Annotated in this window: 16 protein-coding genes and 2 pseudogenes; 11 read left to right on the top strand and 7 right to left on the bottom strand. The window is 62.1% G+C overall.

What is annotated here, in order from left to right; all coding sequences use genetic code 11:
- Positions 1-53: 53 nt before the first annotated feature.
- On the bottom strand, positions 54-854 hold the full coding sequence (locus tag IB238_RS21250; RefSeq protein WP_192251808.1) for an SDR family oxidoreductase: 801 nt from the start codon (positions 852-854) through the stop codon (positions 54-56).
- A 232-nt stretch (positions 855-1,086) separates the two neighbouring features.
- On the opposite strand from IB238_RS21250, the gene IB238_RS21245 reads away from it, so the two are divergent.
- Genes IB238_RS21245 through IB238_RS21235 form a run of 3 tightly spaced genes read left to right on the top strand, consistent with a single transcriptional unit; the run spans position 1,087 to position 4,102 of the window.
- Positions 1,087-1,959, top strand: coding sequence for a DeoR/GlpR family DNA-binding transcription regulator (locus tag IB238_RS21245; RefSeq protein ID WP_192251805.1), 873 nt, complete (start codon positions 1,087-1,089; stop codon positions 1,957-1,959).
- An 8-nt stretch (positions 1,960-1,967) separates the two neighbouring features.
- A complete protein-coding gene (locus IB238_RS21240) occupies positions 1,968-3,452 on the top strand; it encodes an FGGY-family carbohydrate kinase (protein WP_192251802.1) in 1,485 nt (494 codons plus the stop codon).
- On the top strand, positions 3,449-4,102 hold the full coding sequence (locus tag IB238_RS21235) for an HAD family phosphatase (RefSeq protein ID WP_192251799.1): 654 nt from the start codon (positions 3,449-3,451) through the stop codon (positions 4,100-4,102). The genes IB238_RS21240 and IB238_RS21235 overlap by 4 nt, the downstream gene beginning before the upstream one ends.
- 117 nt (positions 4,103-4,219) lie before the next feature.
- On the opposite strand, the pseudogene IB238_RS21230 reads toward IB238_RS21235, so the two are convergent.
- Positions 4,220-4,725 (bottom strand): annotated as a pseudogene (locus IB238_RS21230) (DDE-type integrase/transposase/recombinase); the annotation flags it as partial.
- A 641-nt stretch (positions 4,726-5,366) separates the two neighbouring features.
- Between IB238_RS21230 and IB238_RS21225 the strand changes: the two are divergent.
- Positions 5,367-6,461: a tyrosine-type recombinase/integrase gene (locus IB238_RS21225; RefSeq protein ID WP_192251796.1), complete on the top strand. Its 1,095-nt coding sequence runs from the start codon at positions 5,367-5,369 to the stop codon at positions 6,459-6,461.
- 285 nt (positions 6,462-6,746) lie between these two features.
- On the opposite strand, the gene fba is transcribed toward IB238_RS21225, so the two are convergent.
- From fba to repA, 3 genes are all read right to left on the bottom strand, one after another.
- Positions 6,747-7,793 (bottom strand): class II fructose-bisphosphate aldolase, encoded by a 1,047-nt coding sequence (fba, locus tag IB238_RS21220; protein ID WP_192251793.1) that lies wholly within the window; start codon positions 7,791-7,793, stop codon positions 6,747-6,749.
- Positions 7,794-8,277: 484 nt separating this feature from the next.
- Positions 8,278-9,309 (bottom strand): plasmid partitioning protein RepB, encoded by a 1,032-nt coding sequence (repB, locus tag IB238_RS21215; protein WP_246723758.1) that lies wholly within the window; start codon positions 9,307-9,309, stop codon positions 8,278-8,280.
- On the bottom strand, positions 9,306-10,469 hold the full coding sequence (repA, locus tag IB238_RS21210) for a plasmid partitioning protein RepA (RefSeq protein WP_246723757.1): 1,164 nt from the start codon (positions 10,467-10,469) through the stop codon (positions 9,306-9,308). Before repA ends, repB begins: the two co-directional genes overlap by 4 nt.
- A 795-nt stretch (positions 10,470-11,264) precedes the next feature.
- On the opposite strand from repA, the pseudogene IB238_RS21200 reads away from it, so the two are divergent.
- Positions 11,265-12,167, top strand: a pseudogene (locus tag IB238_RS21200) (EAL domain-containing protein).
- A gap of 174 nt (positions 12,168-12,341) precedes the next feature.
- Here IB238_RS21200 and IB238_RS21190 read toward each other — a convergent pair.
- Positions 12,342-12,848, bottom strand: a complete 507-nt coding sequence (locus tag IB238_RS21190; RefSeq protein WP_192251782.1) for a MarR family winged helix-turn-helix transcriptional regulator — start codon at positions 12,846-12,848, stop codon at positions 12,342-12,344.
- Positions 12,849-12,934: 86 nt separating this feature from the next.
- On the opposite strand from IB238_RS21190, the gene hmgA reads away from it, so the two are divergent.
- Positions 12,935-14,296, top strand: a complete 1,362-nt coding sequence (gene hmgA, locus IB238_RS21185; protein WP_192251779.1) for a homogentisate 1,2-dioxygenase — start codon at positions 12,935-12,937, stop codon at positions 14,294-14,296.
- A 206-nt stretch (positions 14,297-14,502) separates the two neighbouring features.
- On the opposite strand, the gene IB238_RS21180 is transcribed toward hmgA, so the two are convergent.
- Positions 14,503-15,171, bottom strand: a complete 669-nt coding sequence (locus IB238_RS21180; protein WP_192251776.1) for a DUF2585 domain-containing protein — start codon at positions 15,169-15,171, stop codon at positions 14,503-14,505.
- Between IB238_RS21180 and IB238_RS21175 the strand changes: the two genes are divergently transcribed.
- From IB238_RS21175 to maiA, 5 genes are read left to right on the top strand one after another with little or no spacing between them, the layout of a single operon-like run.
- Positions 15,170-16,186, top strand: a complete 1,017-nt coding sequence (locus tag IB238_RS21175) for a fumarylacetoacetate hydrolase family protein (protein ID WP_192251773.1) — start codon at positions 15,170-15,172, stop codon at positions 16,184-16,186. The two genes, IB238_RS21180 and IB238_RS21175, sit on opposite strands and share 2 nt — an antisense overlap.
- 19 nt (positions 16,187-16,205) lie before the next feature.
- Positions 16,206-17,156, top strand: a complete 951-nt coding sequence (locus tag IB238_RS21170; RefSeq protein WP_192251770.1) for an MBL fold metallo-hydrolase — start codon at positions 16,206-16,208, stop codon at positions 17,154-17,156.
- Positions 17,157-17,203: 47 nt separating this feature from the next.
- The gene (locus IB238_RS21165; RefSeq protein WP_192251768.1) at positions 17,204-18,832 is read left to right on the top strand and encodes an FAD-dependent oxidoreductase; all 1,629 of its coding nucleotides are present in this window, start codon (positions 17,204-17,206) and stop codon (positions 18,830-18,832) included.
- Positions 18,829-19,032, top strand: coding sequence for a DUF2783 domain-containing protein (locus tag IB238_RS21160; protein ID WP_192251765.1), 204 nt, complete (start codon positions 18,829-18,831; stop codon positions 19,030-19,032). The genes IB238_RS21165 and IB238_RS21160 overlap by 4 nt, the downstream gene beginning before the upstream one ends.
- The gene (gene maiA / locus IB238_RS21155) at positions 19,029-19,673 is read left to right on the top strand and encodes a maleylacetoacetate isomerase (RefSeq protein WP_192251762.1); all 645 of its coding nucleotides are present in this window, start codon (positions 19,029-19,031) and stop codon (positions 19,671-19,673) included. Before IB238_RS21160 ends, maiA begins: the two co-directional genes overlap by 4 nt.
- The last annotated feature ends 236 nt before the right edge of the window (positions 19,674-19,909 follow it).

The raw sequence follows: 19,909 nt of genomic DNA, 5'->3' as shown, positions 1-19,909 counted from the left end.
TGGGCTGGAGTTGGGATGCGGCGCAATTCGAACAAAATCGAACAACAGGTGGATCAGGTCGTATAGACCCCACCGGTGACGTTCAGGGCTTGTCCGGTCATGAAGCGCGCCGCATCGGAGCAGAGGAAGACGACAACTCCGGCGACATCCTCGGGCGTTTCGATGCGGCCGAGCGGCGTCTGGCGGATATAGTCCTCCTGCACTTCGGCGGGGGTCATGCCGCGCAATTCGGCTTCCCAGAGGATCTCGCGCTCCTGCATCGATGTGCGTACGAAACCGGGGCAGACGGCGTTGACGCGAATCCCTTTCGGGGCCAGTTCGCGCGCAAGGCCCTGCGTCCAGCCGACGACGGCGAACTTCGACGCTGAGTAATGCGCCAGCAGCGGCGCACCGATCTTGGCGGCCAGCGACGCGGTATTGACGATAACACCCTTGTTTTCGCTGAGAAAATGGCGTGCTACGACCTGGTTCGTCAGGAAGACGCCGCGGGCGTTGACATCCATGTTGAAATCCCAGTCGTCATCGGTCAGATTGATCGCTTGGCGCATGGTCGAAACCCCTGCATTGGCGATGCAGATATCGATGCCACCAGCAAGCGACAGGGCCTCATCGAAGGCCGCCTGCACGGACGGACGCTCACGCACATCGATCTGCACGGCATGGTGACCTGCGCCGAGCGCGGCGGCGGCAGCGTGGGCCGCCTCGATATTGAGGTCGGCGACGACGACAGAAATCTCCTGCGCAGCCAACGCCTTCGCGATTGCAAAGCCGATGCCGGTCGCAGCCCCCGTCACGAAGGCGCGCCTGCCCGCCAGTCCCGGATGCTTTTGCTCGGCCAGTTGTCTTGGATCCATCTGCATTCCTCCTGCTAAACGAAATCAAACAAATTTCTTTGCGTCGCGCAACAAAAATGTTTGATTATGTGCGATATATTTGCATTATATGTTTCATTATGATCGAAGCCACGCCCGCATCCACTGCAAGAGCACAACGGAGAGCCCCGGAAAACACGGGGAGATTCTTGCCAGTCTGTGCTACCAGCTGGGGAAGCATCGTTTTCACTCATATTTGGAACGGGCCACAGACATGACGCAGCCGGAAAAGACGAACACCAATCTTCCCCCGCCCTTGCGCGAACGCTCACGAGCGCCCGCACAGGCGCGCAAAGCGCGCATTCTCGAACGCCTGAACCTCGGCGGCTCTATTTCGGTCACGGATATCGCGCAGGAATTCGGCATTTCGGACATGACCGTGCGCCGCGACCTCGCCGAGCTGGAGCGGGACGGCTTGCTGGAACGGGTCCATGGCGGTGCGGTCGGGCTCACGCGCGGGCCGCTGACCGTCATCGACGACGCCGAGCCGATTTTCGAGGCCCGGTCGCGCCAGAATGCCGAGCGCAAGGCGCGCATCGCGCAAGCTGCCGCCCGCCATGTCGCCGGGCGCATGACCATTGCCTTCGATCTCGGCACCACGGTTCTGGCCGCTGCCAACGCCATCGTTCAGGCGGGGCCGGATCCGCAGCTCCGCGCTTTCTCCAACAGCCTGCGCATCGGCATGACGATGGCGCGGGCCGGGATCGCGACCTACATGAGCGGCGGGCTGATCCGCGCCGAGGAAATGTCGCTGACCGGCAAGGAGGCCGTGGACGGCTTTTCCCGTTATTACTTCGATGTGGCGTTGCTCGCCGCCTCGGGCATGACGACCGAAGGCGTCTTCGATTATTCGCCCGAGGAAGTGGCGGTGAAGACCGTTTTCCTGCAACGCTCGGCCGAGCGTGTCTTGCTGATGGACAGCACCAAGTTCCGTCGGATCTCGACCGTCCTGATCGCCACGCTCCCCGAAATCTCGACACTGATCACCGATGCGCCGCCCCCGCCGGAGCTTGCCGCCGTGCTGGATGCGGCGGGGGTGCGGGTCATCGTCGCCGATCCCTTGCAACCCCCAAACTCTCCGGGATGAACCCTCGAATGACCGCCTTTCTTGGCCTCGATATCGGCACCACCTCCACCATCGGCATTCTGGCCGATACCGCCGGCAATGTTCTGGCGCTCGCCTCGCGGCCGGTAACGCTTTATGCGGAAAAGCCCGGCTGGGCTGAGGAGGATCCGGAAGAATGGTGGCGGAACTGCTGCGCCATCATTCCCGATCTCCTGGCGCAATCCGGCATCGAGGCCACGGATATTGCGGGGATCGGCGTGGCTGGAATGCTGCCCGCGACGGTTCTCCTCGATGAGGCGGGGCGGCCTCTGCGCCGCTCGATCCAGCAAAGCGACGGCCGCGCCGGGGCGGAGGTGGAGGATATCCGCCGCGAGATCGACGAACCCGTCTTTCTCGACGCGGCGGGCTGCGGCATCAACCAGCAGCTCGTCGGCGCGAAAATCCGGTGGCTGGCCCGGCATGAGCCGGAGGTGCTGGTAAAAGCCAAAACCCTGCTCGGTTCCTACGATTACATCAATTACCGTCTGACCGGCAAAGCCGCCGTCGAGCAGAACTGGGCGCTGGAGGCGGGGATCGTCAATGTCGCCAGCGGCGCGATCGACCTCGAACAGGCGGAAAAGACCGGGATTCCGCCGCATCTGCTGCCGCCGCTGATCGGCTCCTCGGCCATTCTCGGCCATGTCACCGCCGAAGGCGCACGCGAGACGGGTCTTGCGGAAGGGATACCCGTTGTCGGCGGCGCGGCGGATATGATCGCCTCCTGCCTTGGGGCCGGTGTGGTGCACAGCGGCGACGTGTTGCTGAAATTCGGCGGTGCGGTGGATATCCTGACCGCGACCGACGTGTTGAACCCCGATTCCCGGCTGTTTCTCGATTACCACCTGATCCCCGGCCTGTGGCTGCCGAACGGCTGCATGTCGACCGGCGGCTCGGTGCTGAACTGGTTTGTCGACACCTTCGCGGGAGGGATCGCCCCCCTCGAAGGCTCACGCCATGCGGCGCTGGATGCCATGGCCGCCGAACGCCCGGCGGGGGCGATGGGCCTGACCTTCCTGCCCTATCTGCTCGGCGAAAAGACGCCGCTGCACGATCCCGCGGCGCGGGGCGCGCTGAACGGGCTGACATTGTCGCATGATCTCGGCCATGTCTGGCGGGCGGTGCTGGAATCCTATGCCTATGCGATCCGCCACCATATCGAAACCTTCAACGAGGCGGGCCACCGGACCACGCGCTTCCTGGTTTCGGACGGAGGGGCGAAATCCTCCGTCTGGATGGGCATCGTCGCCGATGTCCTCGGCCAGCCGTTGCAACGCCTCGCCGGGCATCCGGGCTCCTGCCTCGGCGCGGCCTGGACGGCCGCCGTCGGCCTTGGCGCGGCCGAGTGGGACGGCATCGTGGCCTTTACCACCCGCGACACGCTGTTCACCCCAAATCCCGGCAATCGCGACACCTATGAGCGGGGCTATTCCACCTTCCGCGACCTCTACCGCCGCCTGCAAGGCGTGCAGTCATGAGCGCCTTCCCGTGGAAGGCTGTCGCCTGGGATATAGATGGCACGCTGGTCGACAGCGAGCCGCTGCACCATCGGGCGCTGGTCGCCGCCTGCGGCGAGCACGGGCTCGATCTGCGCGACCTGCCGGAGATGACCTTCATCGGCATACATCTGCGCGATGTCTGGGAGCAGCTTCGCCGAAAACTGCCGGAAACGCTGGCTGAGGCGGAATTCCATAGCCGGGTCAACCATCATTACATAGCGGGCGCGGACAGGCTCGGCGCGATTGCCGGGGCGGCCGAAACAATCCGGGCACTCGACGCCATGGGCGTGGCGCAGGTCTGCGCTTCGAATTCCGCCCGCAACGTGGTGGATGCCAATCTCGCCGCCATCGGTGTGACGGCGCTGATGCGCGGCTCGATCTCGCTTGACGATGTGGTTGAAGGAAAACCCGCACCGGAGTCTTATCTCAGAGCGGCGCGGCTCATCGACATAGATCCTACCGACATTCTGGTGATCGAAGACAGCCAGACCGGCGTGCGCGCCGCCTGTGCCGCCGGAATGCAGGTGGCCTTGCTGAGCCAAGGCGCAGGCGCGCCGCATGCCGAAGCGGATACCGAGCCGCATTTCCGGATCGCCGCCCTGGGCGAGATCTTGCGGCTCAGCCGTTAATTCCGTGGCCCCGGCATGTCGCCGGGGTCTCGCGGCATATGGTTTTCGCAGAGATTTTTGGCACCCCCCGGGAACCGTAAAGTTAACGAGCTCCGATCAAAAGTCTCGGCCTCCGCTTTATGCGGCCTGCAGGCGTGCGATTTCGTTCCACATTTGCACGGCTGTGGTTCTCATTTCGCGGTCATGGTCGGATGCGATCTCATGGTGTGGAATGTGAAAAAGGGTGGCGACGGGGGCATGCATGGAAGCGAAACGCTGGAGATGTCGGGCTGACGTGAAGCCCTTCATGATCCGCTCTCGCCACCGGGTCGGTTAATGGGAATTCTCCGCCCGGTTATTCAGGCCTTTGTGCGAACGATGTTCGACGCCGGGCATGATGTCGCGCATTGCTGCGCCATAGGATCGCTGTTGGTCAGTAGTCATGACGCGCGGTGAGTGCCTCTGTCCTTTCAGAAGCTTTCGAATCAGACGTTTGGCGGCCTTGGTATTGCGCGGCTCTGCACCAGCACGTCGAGAACGAAACCACCCTGATCGACAGCCCGCCAATGCTTCTTGCCGCCCATGGAGATGAAGACCTCATCGAGGTGCCATTGGTCACCGAGCCGACCGGCGGATCGTCTTCGATGAGATGCCGAGATCGAGCGCTGGAAGCGGCTCACCGGGCTGCACTCGAGCGAGCGCAAGCCTAGAACCTACATACCGTGAATTGGATGATGTTCCGTATGGACATCGCGATGAGTTCGGCCCATTCCCTTTGCAAGACGCTGCAAGCCGACGGCTACATCAAGCGATTTAGCTCACTTCTACGGGTGTTGTCACTTTATCGAACGGTGGTCGAACGACTCGCGCCACCATGGGAGATCAGGCAATGGTTCCGCCATCCGAAATCTCTTCGTCGCCCCGCATCACAGCCGCTCTGCTCTTTCCGCCCACATTCATCGTGTTCGCGCCATGGCGCATTGGAAAATCGTGACCGGTTACCTTGGAGTGTGAGGTCGAAGGTTCCGTTGCAACACCCGCAAACGCAAACCCACACGATAGACATACACACTCACGTGCAGTTAACGGCATGAATACCGATCAAACCGCACAACCCGTCTTATCTCATTTATGAACGATAATTTTGCATTATCGTTCATATTACGCATAATGTGATATGGGGTGATTCTGACGGACCGCCAATGCCGCCAACCGCAGGAGGCCGTTGCACGTCGCCTTTTCCGGTGACCATAATCCAAACTATGGAGCAGATTAACGAGGACGAATGACCGACCACGACCCAAAGCATGCGCCCTTGGCGAAATTGGTTGATGACAACGGGGAACCGCCTGTCGTGACCCGCGCAACAGGCCGCGGAACGAGCTTGAAGACGTCCCGCCATCTCGAAGATCTGGTCGATCGCGCCCACGCCTATATCGATGCGGCAAGCGCCATCAACACCCGCCGTGCCTACGCGTCCGACTGGAAGCATTTCTCAGCATGGTGCCGGCGCCTGAACCTCCCTCCCCTCCCCGCGGATCCCGAAGTGGTTGGCCTGTACATCACCGCCTGCGCCTCCGGTTCGTCCGAGAGTGGCGGCAAACCGAAAGCCGTCTCGACAATCGAACGCCGCCTGTCCTCGATCGCCTGGAACTATGCGCAGCGCGGCTTGACCCTTGACCGAGGGGACCGCGCCATCGCCACCGTAATGGCCGGCATTCGCAACAAGCACGCCGCCCCGCCCCGCCAGAAGGAAGCGATCCTCCCTGAGGATCTGATCGCCATGCTGGAAACGCTTGATCGTGGCAGCCTCCGGGGCTTGCGCGACCGTGCCATACTTCTCCTGGGCTACGCCGGGGGTTTTCGTCGCTCCGAAATCACAGGCCTCGACCTCGGCCGTGACCAGACTGAGGACGGCCGTGGCTGGATCGAGATCCTCGCCAAAGGAGTTCTTGTGACACTGCGCGGCAAGACCGGTTGGCGCGAAGTGGAGATCGGGGCCGGCTCTACCGAGAATACCTGCCCGCTCACGGCGGTCATGACGTGGATCAAGTATGCCAGACTGGCGAACGGCCCCCTCTTCCGGCGTGTGGCAGGCCGAGGCACGACTGTCGGTTCGGAGCGGCTTCACGATCAGGAAGTGGCGAGGCTCGTCAAGCGCACCGCAGTTGCCGCCGGCGTCCGCGGCGATCTCACCGAAAACGAGCGCAAGCAGAGATTCGCCGGCCACTCCCTGCGAGCCGGGCTCGCCTCCTCCGCGGAAGTGGACGAGCGCCATGTGCAAAAACAGCTCGGGCACACCTCTGCCGAAATGACCCGTCGCTACCAACGGCGACGCGACCGCTTCCGCATAAATCTGACAAAAGCTGCGGGACTTTGAGACGGGCAGCAACAGTCCGCCAAGCGACGCCGTGATGTGGTTCTTCGTGCACGCTTATCGGAGCGCCCCAGATGGCGATGTCTGAACCCTGCCGCGCTGGTGAGTCACGGCCTCGCCGCTGGAATTCTCAGCACCGGCCCTTGGCGGTCGCTGTTTCACGGTAGCGGCGTCACATAGGGTGATCTGCCGCTCTGCAACTATCCATGGCCACTGTTCGATGGCCAAAGGCAGCCTGTCCGGCGAAAATCAGCGGGGCGGGAAGTCGCCTCCCCGCCCCGCTTTCATCTACTTGGCCGAAGCGTAGAACTTCGCCATCTCCGCCAGCCGCTTGGCGCGGATCTTGGAGGCCTTGCCGGCGGTGCGGAAGGCTTCGAAGCGCTCCTTGCAGACTTCCGTCATCAGCGCCGTGGCGGGCTTGAGGTAGTTGCGCGGATCGAAGTTTTCCGGGCTTTCGGTGAAGTTCTTGCGGATCGTTCCTGTCATGGCCAGGCGCAAGTCGGTGTCGATATTGACCTTGCGCACGCCAAGCGGGATCGCCTTCTGGATCTCAGCGACCGGCACGCCCCAGGTCGGCTTCATCTTGCCGCCATAGCTGTTGAACAGATCCTGCAGGTCCTTCGGCACGGAAGAGGAGCCGTGCATGACGAGATGCGTGTTCGGCAGCTTCTTGTTGATCTTGGCGATCGTTTCGATCGACAGGATCTCGCCGTCCGGCTCACGGGTGAACTTGTAGGCGCCATGGCTGGTACCGATGGCGACGGCGAGCGCATCCACGCCCGTCTTGCTGACGAAGTCGAGCGCCTGATCGGGATCGGTGAGCAGTTCCTCGCGCGACAGCTTGCCCTCGAAGCCGTGACCGTCTTCCTTGTCGCCGGCGCCGGTCTCAAGATTGCCGAGACAGCCGAGTTCGCCTTCGACCGAGACCCCGGCCGCATGTGCGATCTTCACGACTTCCGCCGTGACATCAACATTGTACTCGTAGCTCGAAACCGTCTTGCCGTCGGCAAGCAGCGAGCCGTCCATCATCACCGAGGTGAAGCCGTTGGTGATGGCCGAAATGCAGGTAGAGGGCTGGTCGCCATGGTCGAGATGCAGGCAGACCGGGATATGCGGATACTCTTCCGCAGCGCCGAGGATCAGGTGCCGCAGGAAGGCATCGCCGGCATAGGCGCGCGCACCGCGGCTTGCCTGGAGGATCACCGGCGAATCCGTTGCGTCGGCTGCGCGCATGACAGCCTGAATGTATTCCAGATTGTTCACGTTGAACGCGGGCAGCGCGTAATCATTCTCAGCAGCATGATCGAGCAACTGCCGCATGGTAATCAACGCCATTCCGTTTCTCCTTTTCGAGTAAATCCCTTCGTGGACCGCACTAATCACATATGCGCGGAGCCTGGCAACAGGCCGACCACCGAACACCATACACCAAATCGATTGAAACAAATTCAAATCGATTAGCAATATATTTCAAGGCCTTGGTATCCACATGGCGGGTGGCGCGACAGCAGAGATCAGGGAGTCTATCGGCGCCTAGGTGACGCGATTGGAAGTCGCAACTCCATTTGGCCGCATCGCGAGGCCCATTGGGCAGACAGGAGTTACAGCTGGAACTATCTAGAATTTTATGAAATAATTTCAGACGGATAGAGCTGAATTTGTCTGCCAGCGGCTCGTCCGCGCTCTTCCCGCCTGCCAGCCAGCTTTTGCAAGGACTGGGAGAAGTCCTCATCTGCGATCTCTGCGGCAGTCGATCGCTGTGCCCCCGGCGGGGCTTGAGCAAGGGCGGCGGCATGCACCGCCCTCGCCCGGACCCGGGCTACGCGCGCACCTTCTCGAAGCGCGCCACAAGCGCCGGCATTTCGCAGGCCAGCCATTCAGCGAACCCAGGCGACAGGCGCTCATCGACGGCAAAGCGCGTCACGGCTCCAGCCCGCTCGATCGTGACGGCATCCTGCCCCGCCTCGCCCTTGATCGTGCTCTTCGCCGTGGCAGGCTTCTCTTTCGCCTCCAGAAGCGAAAGCAGCATGGCAAAGCGAGCGTCGCTGTCAGCGCCCAGCCACTTGTCCGACGACATCAATCCATTTGCGGCAGAGGAGCGCGCAGCCGGCAGCTTGCGATCGGCAAAATGAGCCGCGAGCTTCTCCCATTTCGGACGCCCGGTCTTCGGCGCCGGGCCGATCTTGCGAACGACCTCAGTGGCAAGAGTTCCGGCCAGCGAGGTGAGGATCGAGATGTAGGCGAGCCCCTTGTCCTCGCTACGACCGAGCGCTGCAGCAATCGTCTGTCGGTCGAAGCCGCGATCCTTCAGTTCATAAGCAAACAGCGCCTGCTCGATGAAGGAAAGATCCTTGCGCTCGCTGTTCTCCTTGCCTTGTGCGATCACCAGCGCGTCGTCGGAGAGTTCGCGCACGACCGCCTTGACCGGACGGTTCAACTTGCTCGCGGCCTGCCAGCGGCGATGGCCATAGGCGATCTGGTAGCGGCCGGACCCGTCGGGGTGCGGACGAACGAGGACCGGCACCTGCTGCCCGTGTTCGCGCAGACTGCGAACGAGTTCGTCGAGGCCAGGATCGGTCTGTTCGTCCATGCGGTCGCGCACGAAGGAGGGGGCAAGCTGGTCCGGTGCGATTTCGATGACGGCTTCTGAACCCGCAATTTGTTCACGCAGCCTGACGTTCTCATCCTCGATGGCAGAAAAAGAATCCTGCATCGAGCGCACAGCACCGGCGGAAACGCGGCGGCTCGTCTGCGACATCGGCGAAGGGGCGACGGCAGCAGCCAGTTCCTGCGGATTGATGCCGCCAAACATGGCCTTCATTCTTTTCGAGCGGTCACTGGCGTTGTTCATTTGCGTCCCCAGACGTTCTTGATGTGGCGAAAGATCTCGGCGTTGACCGCGTCGACGGATTCGAGTGCGCGGTTGAGCGTATCGCGGCCAACACTGCCCCGGGTCATCTCGTAAAGGCTCTTCTTTTCCAAGCCGGCACTGGCGATGGCGGTCGTATCGACCACGGACGCGGCCAGCACGTCCTCGCCGAACAACGAGCGAAGCAGCGCCACGACGTTCACCTGCGGGACGTCGTGCGGATTGTGACGGGTCAGAACGTAGCGAATGAAGTCATGCTCCAACGCGCCACCGGCATCCTCGATGACGCCAAGCAGGTCGCTTGTCATGGCGAGGAACTGGTTCATCGAGGCGACGTCGAGCATCGCCGGATGCACGGTGATCAGGAGGCCGGTCGCTGCATAGAGTGCGCCGAGCGTCAGGTATCCAAGTTGAGGCGGGGCATCGATCAGCACGACGTCATAATCGTCCTCCACCTCGGCGAGAACCGTCTTCAGCCGACGGAAGAACATGCCGTCGCCACGCGACAGGCCGTTGGCGATCGCCTGCGGCGTCTCATGTTCGTACTCCATCAACTCGAGGTTGCCGGGCACGATGTGGACGCCATCGAAGTAGGTCTGGCGAATGACGTCGGAGAGGGGAAGCCGCTCGTTCTCATCGTAGCGGATCGCCGCATAGAGCGTCTGGTTGGCGTCAACGTCGAACTCGGGCTGATAGCCGAACATGGTGGAGAGCGAGGCCTGCGGATCGAGGTCGATCGCAAGCACGCGCAGTCCCTGCAAGGCGAGGTAGTGCGCCAGGTGCACCGTCGTCGTCGTCTTGGCCGAACCGCCCTTGAAGTTGGCGATCGCAAGGACCTGCAGCTTGTCGCCCGGGCGCCGGCGCGGCAGAAAATCGAGCGCCTCCGCGGGGCGGCGATTGGCGAGGTAGGTGCGGATTTCGTTGATCTGCGCCAGCGTGTAGACGCGCCGGCCGTTATCCTGCCGGTCGGGGATCACCCCTTCGCCGTCGAGCGACATCTGGCGCAACGTCGACTCGGCCACGCCAAGGAGTGCTGCCGCGTCCTTCGAAGAGAAGGTCTTCAGCGATTTCATCGCTTCCGGCGGGTACATTTGCTGTCGAAGGTTCTGCAATTGAGCCGACAGAAGCTGCGAATGTCGCATGATCCGGTCAGCAGAGGAAGGGAGGTACTGGGGGCGTCTGAGCGTGTTTTCCATGATATCCGACGGTTAATTGAGAAAAGTCGGAAAAATTCCGTCGCGACTGTTTTTCAACTGATTTGCGCGCCTGGTCAAACCCTTTATCGTTAACAAGAGGTTAACGCCCACAGCCACGTACTCTTACGCTGCTTGACCCAACAGAATCGATCTCTTGCCGCGGGGGAGGGTGGGGACGCGGCCCGCCCGCAGCAACATACGTGGCTCGAAATTTACCATTTGTGAATGGAAACGGCCGAAGCCCCCCCGTTCCAGCCTCAACGGACCGTCAGCGGGAAATTCCATCGTGGCGGGCTGACGAGGCTGCGACCTCGCAATGGAATGCAATAACAAAGGAATCGAAAATACCGTGCGCCAATCTGCACCACCTCTCGAGTCCGTAGATGGACCCCACCAACAAAGCCTCAAACCGGACACAGCCTCGCTTATTCCCTTGATGGCGGCCCGGCCGGGCATGATGATGAGTTCTGGATCGATGCAGTCGATGCCGTCCTGATCGTCGCCGTCACCGACCCCATGGCACGATCCTCTATGCCAATCATAAGTTCTGCGACATTAGCGGATACACTCAGCAGGAGTTGATCGGGGCGAACCACCGCCTGCTCAATTCCGGAACCCATGACAGGCAGTTCTTTGGAGAGATGTTCCGCACCATCCGGAGCGGGCAGACCTGACGAGGAGAGACCTGCAACAAAGCCAAGAACGGCTCGCTAGCCGCGGAATAATCGTCGTTGCGACCCAATAGAGCTTGGTCGCAATCGCTACGAGTTCTTCCAGGAAGGACTCGAAATCGCCACGACCCGGCGGCTAACGCTGCAGGAACAGGCGCGCAATGGCTTGGCGAAGGGCGAGTTCCTGCTCCACTATCAACCGATAGTTTCCTTATTGACCGGGGGCCCGGAAAGCATGGAGGCGCTGTGGCGGTGGCAGCATCCCGAGCATGGCCTTATTGCACCCGGCCGCTTCATGGAAGTCTTCGACGACCACCGCATCACCGCTTCGATTGGCAGCTTTGTTCGCCAGGCCGTCGTCGCGCAAGCCGCCGAATGGCAAAGGCTTGGAATCCCGTTCGGCAAGATCGCCATCAACACCACGGCTGCAGATTTTGCGAGACCGGGATACACGGAACGCCTCCTGGGAGATTTGCGTGTCGACGGGCTTGGCGCGGACAAGATTGCAATCGAGGTGACCGAGGGCATGTTCCTCGGCAAGCAGGCCGTTCGTGTGAGGGAAGAAATCGACCGACTCCATCGCGCCAGTTTTGAAATCGCCTTTGATGATTTCGGCACAGGCTATGCCTCGCTCACGCACTTGAAGGAACTGCCGCTCGACCGCATCAAGATCGACCGCAGCTTCATACAAGGCCTCGTGGTTGACGAAAGCGATTGAAAAATCGTGCGGGGCATCATCGATCTCGCCCACAGTCTCGGCCTTATCGTTACCGCCGAAGGAATCGATAGCGAAGAGCAGATGGCGTTGCTCAAAGACATGGGCTGCGACCGGATCCAGGGCTATCTGATCTCAAAGCCGCTGGCGGTCGCAGCCGTTCCGGCTGCGTACCAGTCAACAATGTTAAGAAGAATGCTTCAACAAGATCGCCAAGCAACAGAGACGAACGTGGCTGGCGCAGCTTTGCACCACTGAAACGGCCTGCTTCATTGAAGGTGCCCACATCGGTTTTCTGTCGTGGGCGCCGTCGGTGGCAAGGGGTCGTCTGGCCGCGTCTCCCAGCAGGTATCGTCCGTGTGCTGGCAAGCCGGTGCATGGCCATGTCCCGCCGCACAAGGCCATGGCCGCAGATGGGGATAGTTCCTGACCCTATTTAAAGCTCGCTCGTCCACGCTTAGACATTGAAGGCGACATGGCGTTCTCCACCGCGCCAAGACCAGCCTCCAGCTGTCTCAGGCCGGCCGGACCGAGCAGGGCGGCCAGTTCGCGATCATAGGCCCGCGCCAATTCCACCATTTCCCTGTATATGCGAAAACCCGCCGCGGTCAGTTCGAGATGCTCGACGCGACGGTCGCTCTCATCGATCGTCCGCTTCAGCCAACGGCGGTCTTCGAGCGATTTCACCGCCCGCGAAACCTTCGTCTTGTGCATCGTCGAGTTTGCGCCGACCTCGGTCGCCGTCATCCGCCCGTAGGAGCCGAGGGCGGCGAGCGCCCGCCATTCCGGGCGCGTCATTTCGTAGCGCGCCTTGTATTGCGCGGCAAAGCGCAGGCTGATCATCTCCGCCGCTCGGTTCAGCCGATAGGGCAGGAACGCGCCAAGGTCGAAATCAGTCCCACGCTCGTTGTCGTCTCCAGTGCTGAAATTCCGGCTCATTCGATCGCCTTGATAGTTACAAAATAGACCGTTACGACTGTAACCAATTCTTGCGATATGGCAGTTTTGCAGGGGAGGTGCAAGCCATGCTGGACAAGGCCGACACGACGGTCGCCGGAGGCACGACCACATCCAACAGCGTCAACTACATGCCGGGTTTCGGCAACGATTTTGAGACCGAGGCGCTTCCCGGCGCCCTGCCGCAGGGCCAGAACAGCCCGCAAAAATGCAACTACGGTCTCTATGCCGAGCAGTTGTCGGGCTCCCCCTTCACCGCGCCACGCGGCACCAATGAGCGCTCCTGGCTTTACCGCATTCGCCCCAGCGTGAGGCACACGCGCCGCTTCTCCAATGCCACCTATCCGCACTGGAAGACGGCACCCTGCCTCGATGACCATTCGCTCCCGCTCGGGCAGTTGCGCTGGAACCCGCTGCCCGCGCCGAAGGAAACGCTCAATTTTCTCGAAGGCATCCGTACGATGACGACGGCGGGCGACGTGCTGACGCAGATCGGCATGGCGGCCCACGCCTACACCTTCAACGCCGACATGGTGGACGACTACTTCTTCAACGCCGACGGCGAACTGCTCGTGGTGCCACAGGTGGGGGCGCTTCGTGTCTTCACGGAAATGGGCATCATGGACGTGGAACCACTGGAGATCTGCCTGATCCCACGCGGCATGATGTTCAAAGTCTCCCGCCTCGGGGAAGGGGACAACTGGCGCGGCTACATCTGCGAAAACTACGGCGCGAAGTTCACGATGCCCGATCGCGGGCCGATCGGCGCCAATTGCCTGGCGAACCCGCGCGACTTCAAGACGCCGGTCGCTGCCTTCGAGGACAAGGAGACGCCTTGCCGCGTGCACGTGAAGTGGTGCGGCAAGTTCTACGTCACCGAGATCGGCCATTCGCCGCTCGACGTCGTCGCCTGGCACGGCAATTATGCGCCGTTCAAGTACGACCTCAGGACCTTCTCGCCGGTCGGCGCGATCCTGTTCGATCACCCCGACCCGTCGATCTTCACGGTGCTCACGGCACCGACGGAAGAGGCCGGCACGGCAAACGTCGACTTCGTCATCTTCCCGCCGCGCTGGCTGGTGGCCGAGCACACCTTCCGCCCGCCCTGGTACCACCGCAACATCATGAGCGAGTTCATGGGGTTGATCCACGGTCAGTACGACGCCAAGGAGGAAGGCTTTGTGCCCGGCGGCATGAGCCTGCACAACATGATGCTGCCGCACGGGCCGGATGCGATGGGCTTCGAGAAGGCCTCGAGTAACGAGTTGAAACCGGTCAAGCTCGACCACACCATGGCCTTCATGTTCGAAACCCGCTTCCCCCAGCAACTGACGAAGTTCGCCGCCGAGTTGGAGACGTTGCAGGACGACTACATCGAATGCTGGGATGCGCTGGAGCGCAAGTTCGACGGCACGCCGAGTATCAAGTGATGGGGGCTCCTTGCTCTGCCGTCGGACCCGTCATCCCGGACTTGATCCGGGATCCAGCAGCGCCGCGTCTGCGGCGCGACAGACTCTTTTGCGCTCAAAGACTTGAGCGCGCAGGATGCCGGATCAAGTCCGGCATGACGGGGGAGGGCAGGGCAACCGCATTCTCGAAGACTGCCGCTGTAAAATTGCCAGAACCAGAAAGCCCATCACCCGCCCGCCTGCCACGTCCTCACCGCTTCGAGCGGCCAAACGAGCATCAGGATGTTCAGCGCCAGGCCATCGCGGATCAGGTAGATCGTCAGCGCCTCGAAGAAGATGATGATCGCCACACTCGCCCAGACCGGCAAGCGCGCGGCGAGGAAGAAGCCGAGCACCATGGCCGCGATATCGGCCGCCGAATTGATGACGCTGTCGCCAAAGTAATCGAGCGCGATCGTCGCCTCGCGATAGCGGTTGATGATGAGATCGGTGTTCTCAAGGATCTCCCAGGCACATTCCACAAAAAGCGCCAGCGCGAGGCGGGTGACGATGCTCGACCGCGGCAACAGCCAGGTGAAGAGCGCGTAGAACAGGATGCCGTGGATGACATGACTTGGCGTGTACCAGTCGGTCAGGTGTTGCGAGTTTTCCGAGGAGACAACCACGCCGTGCCAGAGCTTCACGTAGCCGCACTTGCAGATCCAGATGCGCCCCATCAGGTGCAGGATTACAGCTGTAACGGCGATGGCGGCTGCAGCGATGCCAAGCGATTTCGGCAGTGTGCGTTTCAAGCGGATGACTTCCTTGGCAGGGTGCGTGCGCACCGAAGGGGAGGGACGGGTCGCGGCGAAGATGCCATACTGGCGCGGGAAAACACAAGATCGGGGAGAGAGCATGAAACTCGCCACACTCAAGGATAGCACCCGCGATGGCAAGCTGGTGGTCGTTTCGAGAGACCTGACGCGCTGCTCGGAGGTGGGCCACATCGCGCGTTCGCTACAGGCAGCCCTCGACGACTGGACCCATACCGGGCCGCGGCTCGCCCGCGTCGCCGAGGGCATAGAGACCGGTTCGCAGCCGACCATGCGTTTCCACGAGCACGAGGCTACCTCGCCGCTACCTCGCGCCTATCAGTGGGCGGACGGGTCGGCCTATGTCAACCACGTCGAACTGGTGCGCAAGGCCCGCAACGCCGAGATGCCTTCGAGCTTCTGGACGGACCCACTGATGTACCAGGGCGGCTCCGACAGTTTCCTCGGGCCCCGCGAACCGATCGTAGTGGCCGACGAGGCCTATGGTATCGACATGGAGGGCGAGGTCGCCGTCATCGTCGACGACGTGCCGATGGGCGCAACCGCCGAGGAGGCACGGGGCGCGATCCGCCTCGTCATGCTCGTCAACGACGTGTCGCTGCGCGGCCTGATCCCGGCCGAACTGGCCAAGGGCTTCGGCTTCTTCCAGTCAAAGCCGTCCTCCGCCTTCTCGCCGGTTGCGATCACCCCGGACGAACTCGGCGAGGCCTGGGACGGCGGCAAGCTGCACCTGCCGCTGCTCGTCTCGCTGAACGGCAAGCTCTTTGGCCGGGCCAACGCCGGCGTCGACATGACTTTCGACTTCGGGCAGTTGATCGCACACGCGGCCAAGACGCGGCCGCTGGTGGCAGGCACCATAATCGGCTCCGGCACCGTCTCCAACAAGCTTGACGGCGGCCCCGGCAAGCCGGTCTCGGAAGGCGGCACCGGCTATTCCTGTATCGCAGAGATTCGCACCATCGAGACGATCGAGACGGACGCTCCGAAGACGCCCTTCATGAAGTTCGGCGACACGGTCCGCATCGAGATGAAGGACAAGGCCGGCCATTCGATCTTCGGCGCGATCGAACAGACGGTGAAAAAATACGAACAGGCGTGAGGTTTCGGCGGAGGACAAAATGGCAAAAGCATTCGCCTCGCAGGGCGACATAGCGGAAAAGAAGATCTCGTTCACCGAGGTCGGCAGAGACCTCTGGGCGTTCACCGCCGAGGGCGACCCGAATACCGGCGTCATCATCGGCGATGACGGCGTGATGGTCGTCGATGCGCAGGCCACGCCGCGGCTCGCGGGCAAGGTGGTGGAGAAGATCCGCACCGTCACCGACAAGCCGATCAAATATGTCGTCCTGACGCATTACCACGCCGTGCGTGTGCTGGGCGCCTCGGCCTATGGCGCCGAACAAGTCCTCATGTCGGAAAAGGCCCGCGCCATGGTCACCGAGCGCGGCAAGGAGGACTGGGAATCGGAATTTCAGCGCTTTCCCCGCCTGTTCCAGGGCCATGAGAGCATTCCGGGGCTTACCTGGCCGACCATGACATTCAAAGACCGGATGACGGTCTACATGGGCAAGCGCCGCATCGACTTGATGCATTTCGGCCGTGCACATACCGCCGGCGATATTGTCGCCTACGTGCCGGACCAGAACGTGATGTTTACAGGCGACATCGTCGAGTACCATTCCGCGTGCTACTGCGGCGACGGGCATTTCTCCGACTGGCCGCAAACGATCGACGCGATCCGCGCCTTCGGCGTCGATGCGATCGCGCCGGGCCGCGGCGATGCGCTCGTCGGCAAGGACATGGTGACGAAGGCGCTCGACAACACCGCCGACTTTGTTTCCTCAACCTTCCGTCCCGTCGCCCGCGTGGCGCAAGGCGGCGGCTCGCTGAAGGAGGCGTGGGACGCCTGCCGTGCCGAATGCGACCCGAAGTTCTCATCCTACGCGATCTACGAGCACTGCCTGCCGTTCAATGTCGCCCGTGCCTATGACGAGGCGCTCGGCATCGACACGCCGCGCATCTGGACCGCCGAGCGCGACCGGCAGATGTGGGACGCGTTGCAGGAGTAGGTCGAGGGGCTGGAATGGTGTCAGGGCGTGGTGGCGTCGGGAGGAGCATGACAAAGGTATTCGAGACCCCGCTCTATCCCTACAGTCGGTCGCCGGACCAGGACGCAGCCGAGGCCGTGCGCCATCCGGTGGTGGTCGTGGGCGCAGGACCGGTCGGCCTGGCCGTGGCGATCGATTTGGCGGGGCAGGGGGTGCCGGTCATCGTGCTCGACGACAACGACAGGGTGAGCTTCGGCTCCCGCGCCATCTGCTTTTCGAAGCGGACCCTTGAGATTCTGGACCGGCTCGGCTGCGGCGATGCTTTGGTCGACAAGGGCGTGCAGTGGAACCTCGGAAGGGTCTATTTCGACGAACGGCAGGTCTTCGAGTTCAACCTCCTGCCCGAGAACGGCCACAAGCGCCCCGCTTTTATCAACCTGCAGCAATACTACCTCGAACAGCACCTGATCGAGCGCGTCCGTGCGCTGCAGGCGAATGGGACACCGATCGAGCTTCGCGGCAAGAACCGTGCAACGACCGTTGCGGAAACAGGAAAGGGCGTGCGCCTGACGGTGGAAACGCCGGATGGACCCTATGTGCTGTTTGCCGACTGGCTGGTCGCCTGTGACGGCGCCGGATCGCCGACCCGCAAGCAACTCGGCCTCGATTTCGTCGGCCGCGTCTTCGAAGACAATTTCCTGATCGCCGACATCGTCATGGAGGACAGCCCGAGCTTCCCGGTCGAGCGACGCTTCTGGTTTGACCCGCCCTTCAACCGCGGACAGTCCGCCCTCTTGCACAAGCAGCCCGACAATGTCTGGCGCGTGGACCTGCAACTCGGCTGGGACATCGACAAGCAGGAAGAGGCAAAGCCGGAGAAGGTCATCCCGCGGCTGAAGGCATTCCTTGGCGAAGAGGCGCGATTCGAGCTCGACTGGGTGTCGATCTACACCTTCCAGTGCCGCCGCATGGAAAAGTTCCGCCATGGCCATGTGGTTTTCGCCGGCGACAGCGCGCACCAGGTCTCCCCGTTCGGCGCGCGCGGCGCAAATTCCGGCATCCAGGACGCCGACAATCTTGCCTGGAAACTGAAGCTTGTCATCCAGGGCAGGGCGCCGGAACACCTGCTGGACAGCTACAACGAAGAACGTGTTCAGGCAGCCGACGAAAACATCCTGCACTCGTCCCGTTCCACGGACTTCATCACCCCCAAATCGGAGATGAGCCGGCTGTTCCGCGATGCCGTTCTCGATCTCTCCGAGCATTACCCGGCCACGCGCCCCATGGTGAACTCGGGACGTCTGTCGCTGCCCACTATCTATGACGGCTCGCCGTTGAACGGTCCCGACTGCACGGCCCTGCCGGAACGCACGCGCCCCGGCGCGGCCGCCGCCGATGCGCCGGTCGAAGGCAGCTGGCTGCTCGACCGGCTCGGCGGCAGATTCCAGTTGTTGACGATCGACGCGCAGGCGCCGGAAAGATTAGAGCTAGATGGCATCGTCGTCGAGCGGATTGCACTTTCGGTAAGAGGTGAGACGAGCGGGCCGCTGCGCGAACGCTGGCTCGGCCGAGCAGACAGCGTCGTCGCATTGTTGCGCCCGGACCAGCACGTCGCCGCGCGCTGGGAAAGTTATGACGAAAAGGCCGTACGCGCCGCACTGGGCAGGGCCATCGGCCGGGAGGCCCGAGGAACATGACGAAACTGATCACCACAGCGAATATTGCTCGCCCCGATGATTTCTACGCCGACCTACTGGCCGCCCACGAGGGACTTTCAAAGACCGAAAGCGACGCCTTCAATGCGCGCCTCGTTCTCTTGCTGGCCAATCACATCGGCGATCGCGCAGTGCTTGCCGAGGCGCTTGCCGCCGCTGGACACAGGGAGAGCCGCGTATGAGCGAGATCATCCTCTACGATTACTGGCGGTCATCCGCGAGCTATCGGGTGCGCATAGCGCTGAACAGCCTCGGCCTTAAGTACCAGACCGTTCCCGTCAACCTGCTTGAAAGGGCGCACAAGACAGCGGAACACCTCTCGCGCAATCCACAGGGGCTCGTGCCGGCGCTCAAGATCGACGGCCTCATGATGACGCAATCGCTGTCGATCATCGAGTATCTAGCCGAAACGCGCGATGCCTCCGGCTTTCTCCCGCTCGATCCCGTAGGATGCCAGCGCGTGCGCGCATTTTCCTACGCGATCGCCATGGACATCCACCCGGTCTGCAATCTTGGGGTGGTTGGCCATGTGATGGAACTCACCGGCGGAGGGGAGGCGGTGCGCACGGGCTGGATGCGAAAATTCATCGGCGAAGGGTTGTCGGCAGTCGAGCGGATGCTGGACGATCCGCGGACCGGCAGCTTCTGCCACGGCGATGTCCCTACCATGGCGGACATCTGCCTCGTTCCGCAGGTCTATAACGCCGAACGTTGGGGCGCCGACATTTCCGGCTTCTCCCGCATCTGCCGTATTACCGCTGCTTGCGCCGAACTGCCTGCGTTCAAGGCGGCGCACCCGGATGCGGTGAAGCCGGCGGGTTAGTCCAATCACACTGCCAGGACGGAAATCGGCGACGATCGCGTATCGCCGTTCGAATAGACCGGTCGCCAGGACCGTATTCCCTAAGTGGGGCAGAGCACGCCGAAACTTCGCGTCCTCCGAGTTTCTTTGAAGGCATCGACTCGGATGCGTTACCGTATCTCCCCCGTGTATTTAGCACATCAATTAAAACAAACCGGTGTCAGTAAACTGCCGCGCGAGGCGACGGATTGCTCTTC

The organism is Rhizobium sp. ARZ01 (assembly GCF_014851675.1).
In the GTDB taxonomy this organism is placed as follows: Bacteria; Pseudomonadota; Alphaproteobacteria; order Rhizobiales; family Rhizobiaceae; genus Mycoplana.
Note: the sequence above shows the minus strand (reverse complement) of the source record. Positions and strands in the feature narration are given on the sequence as shown.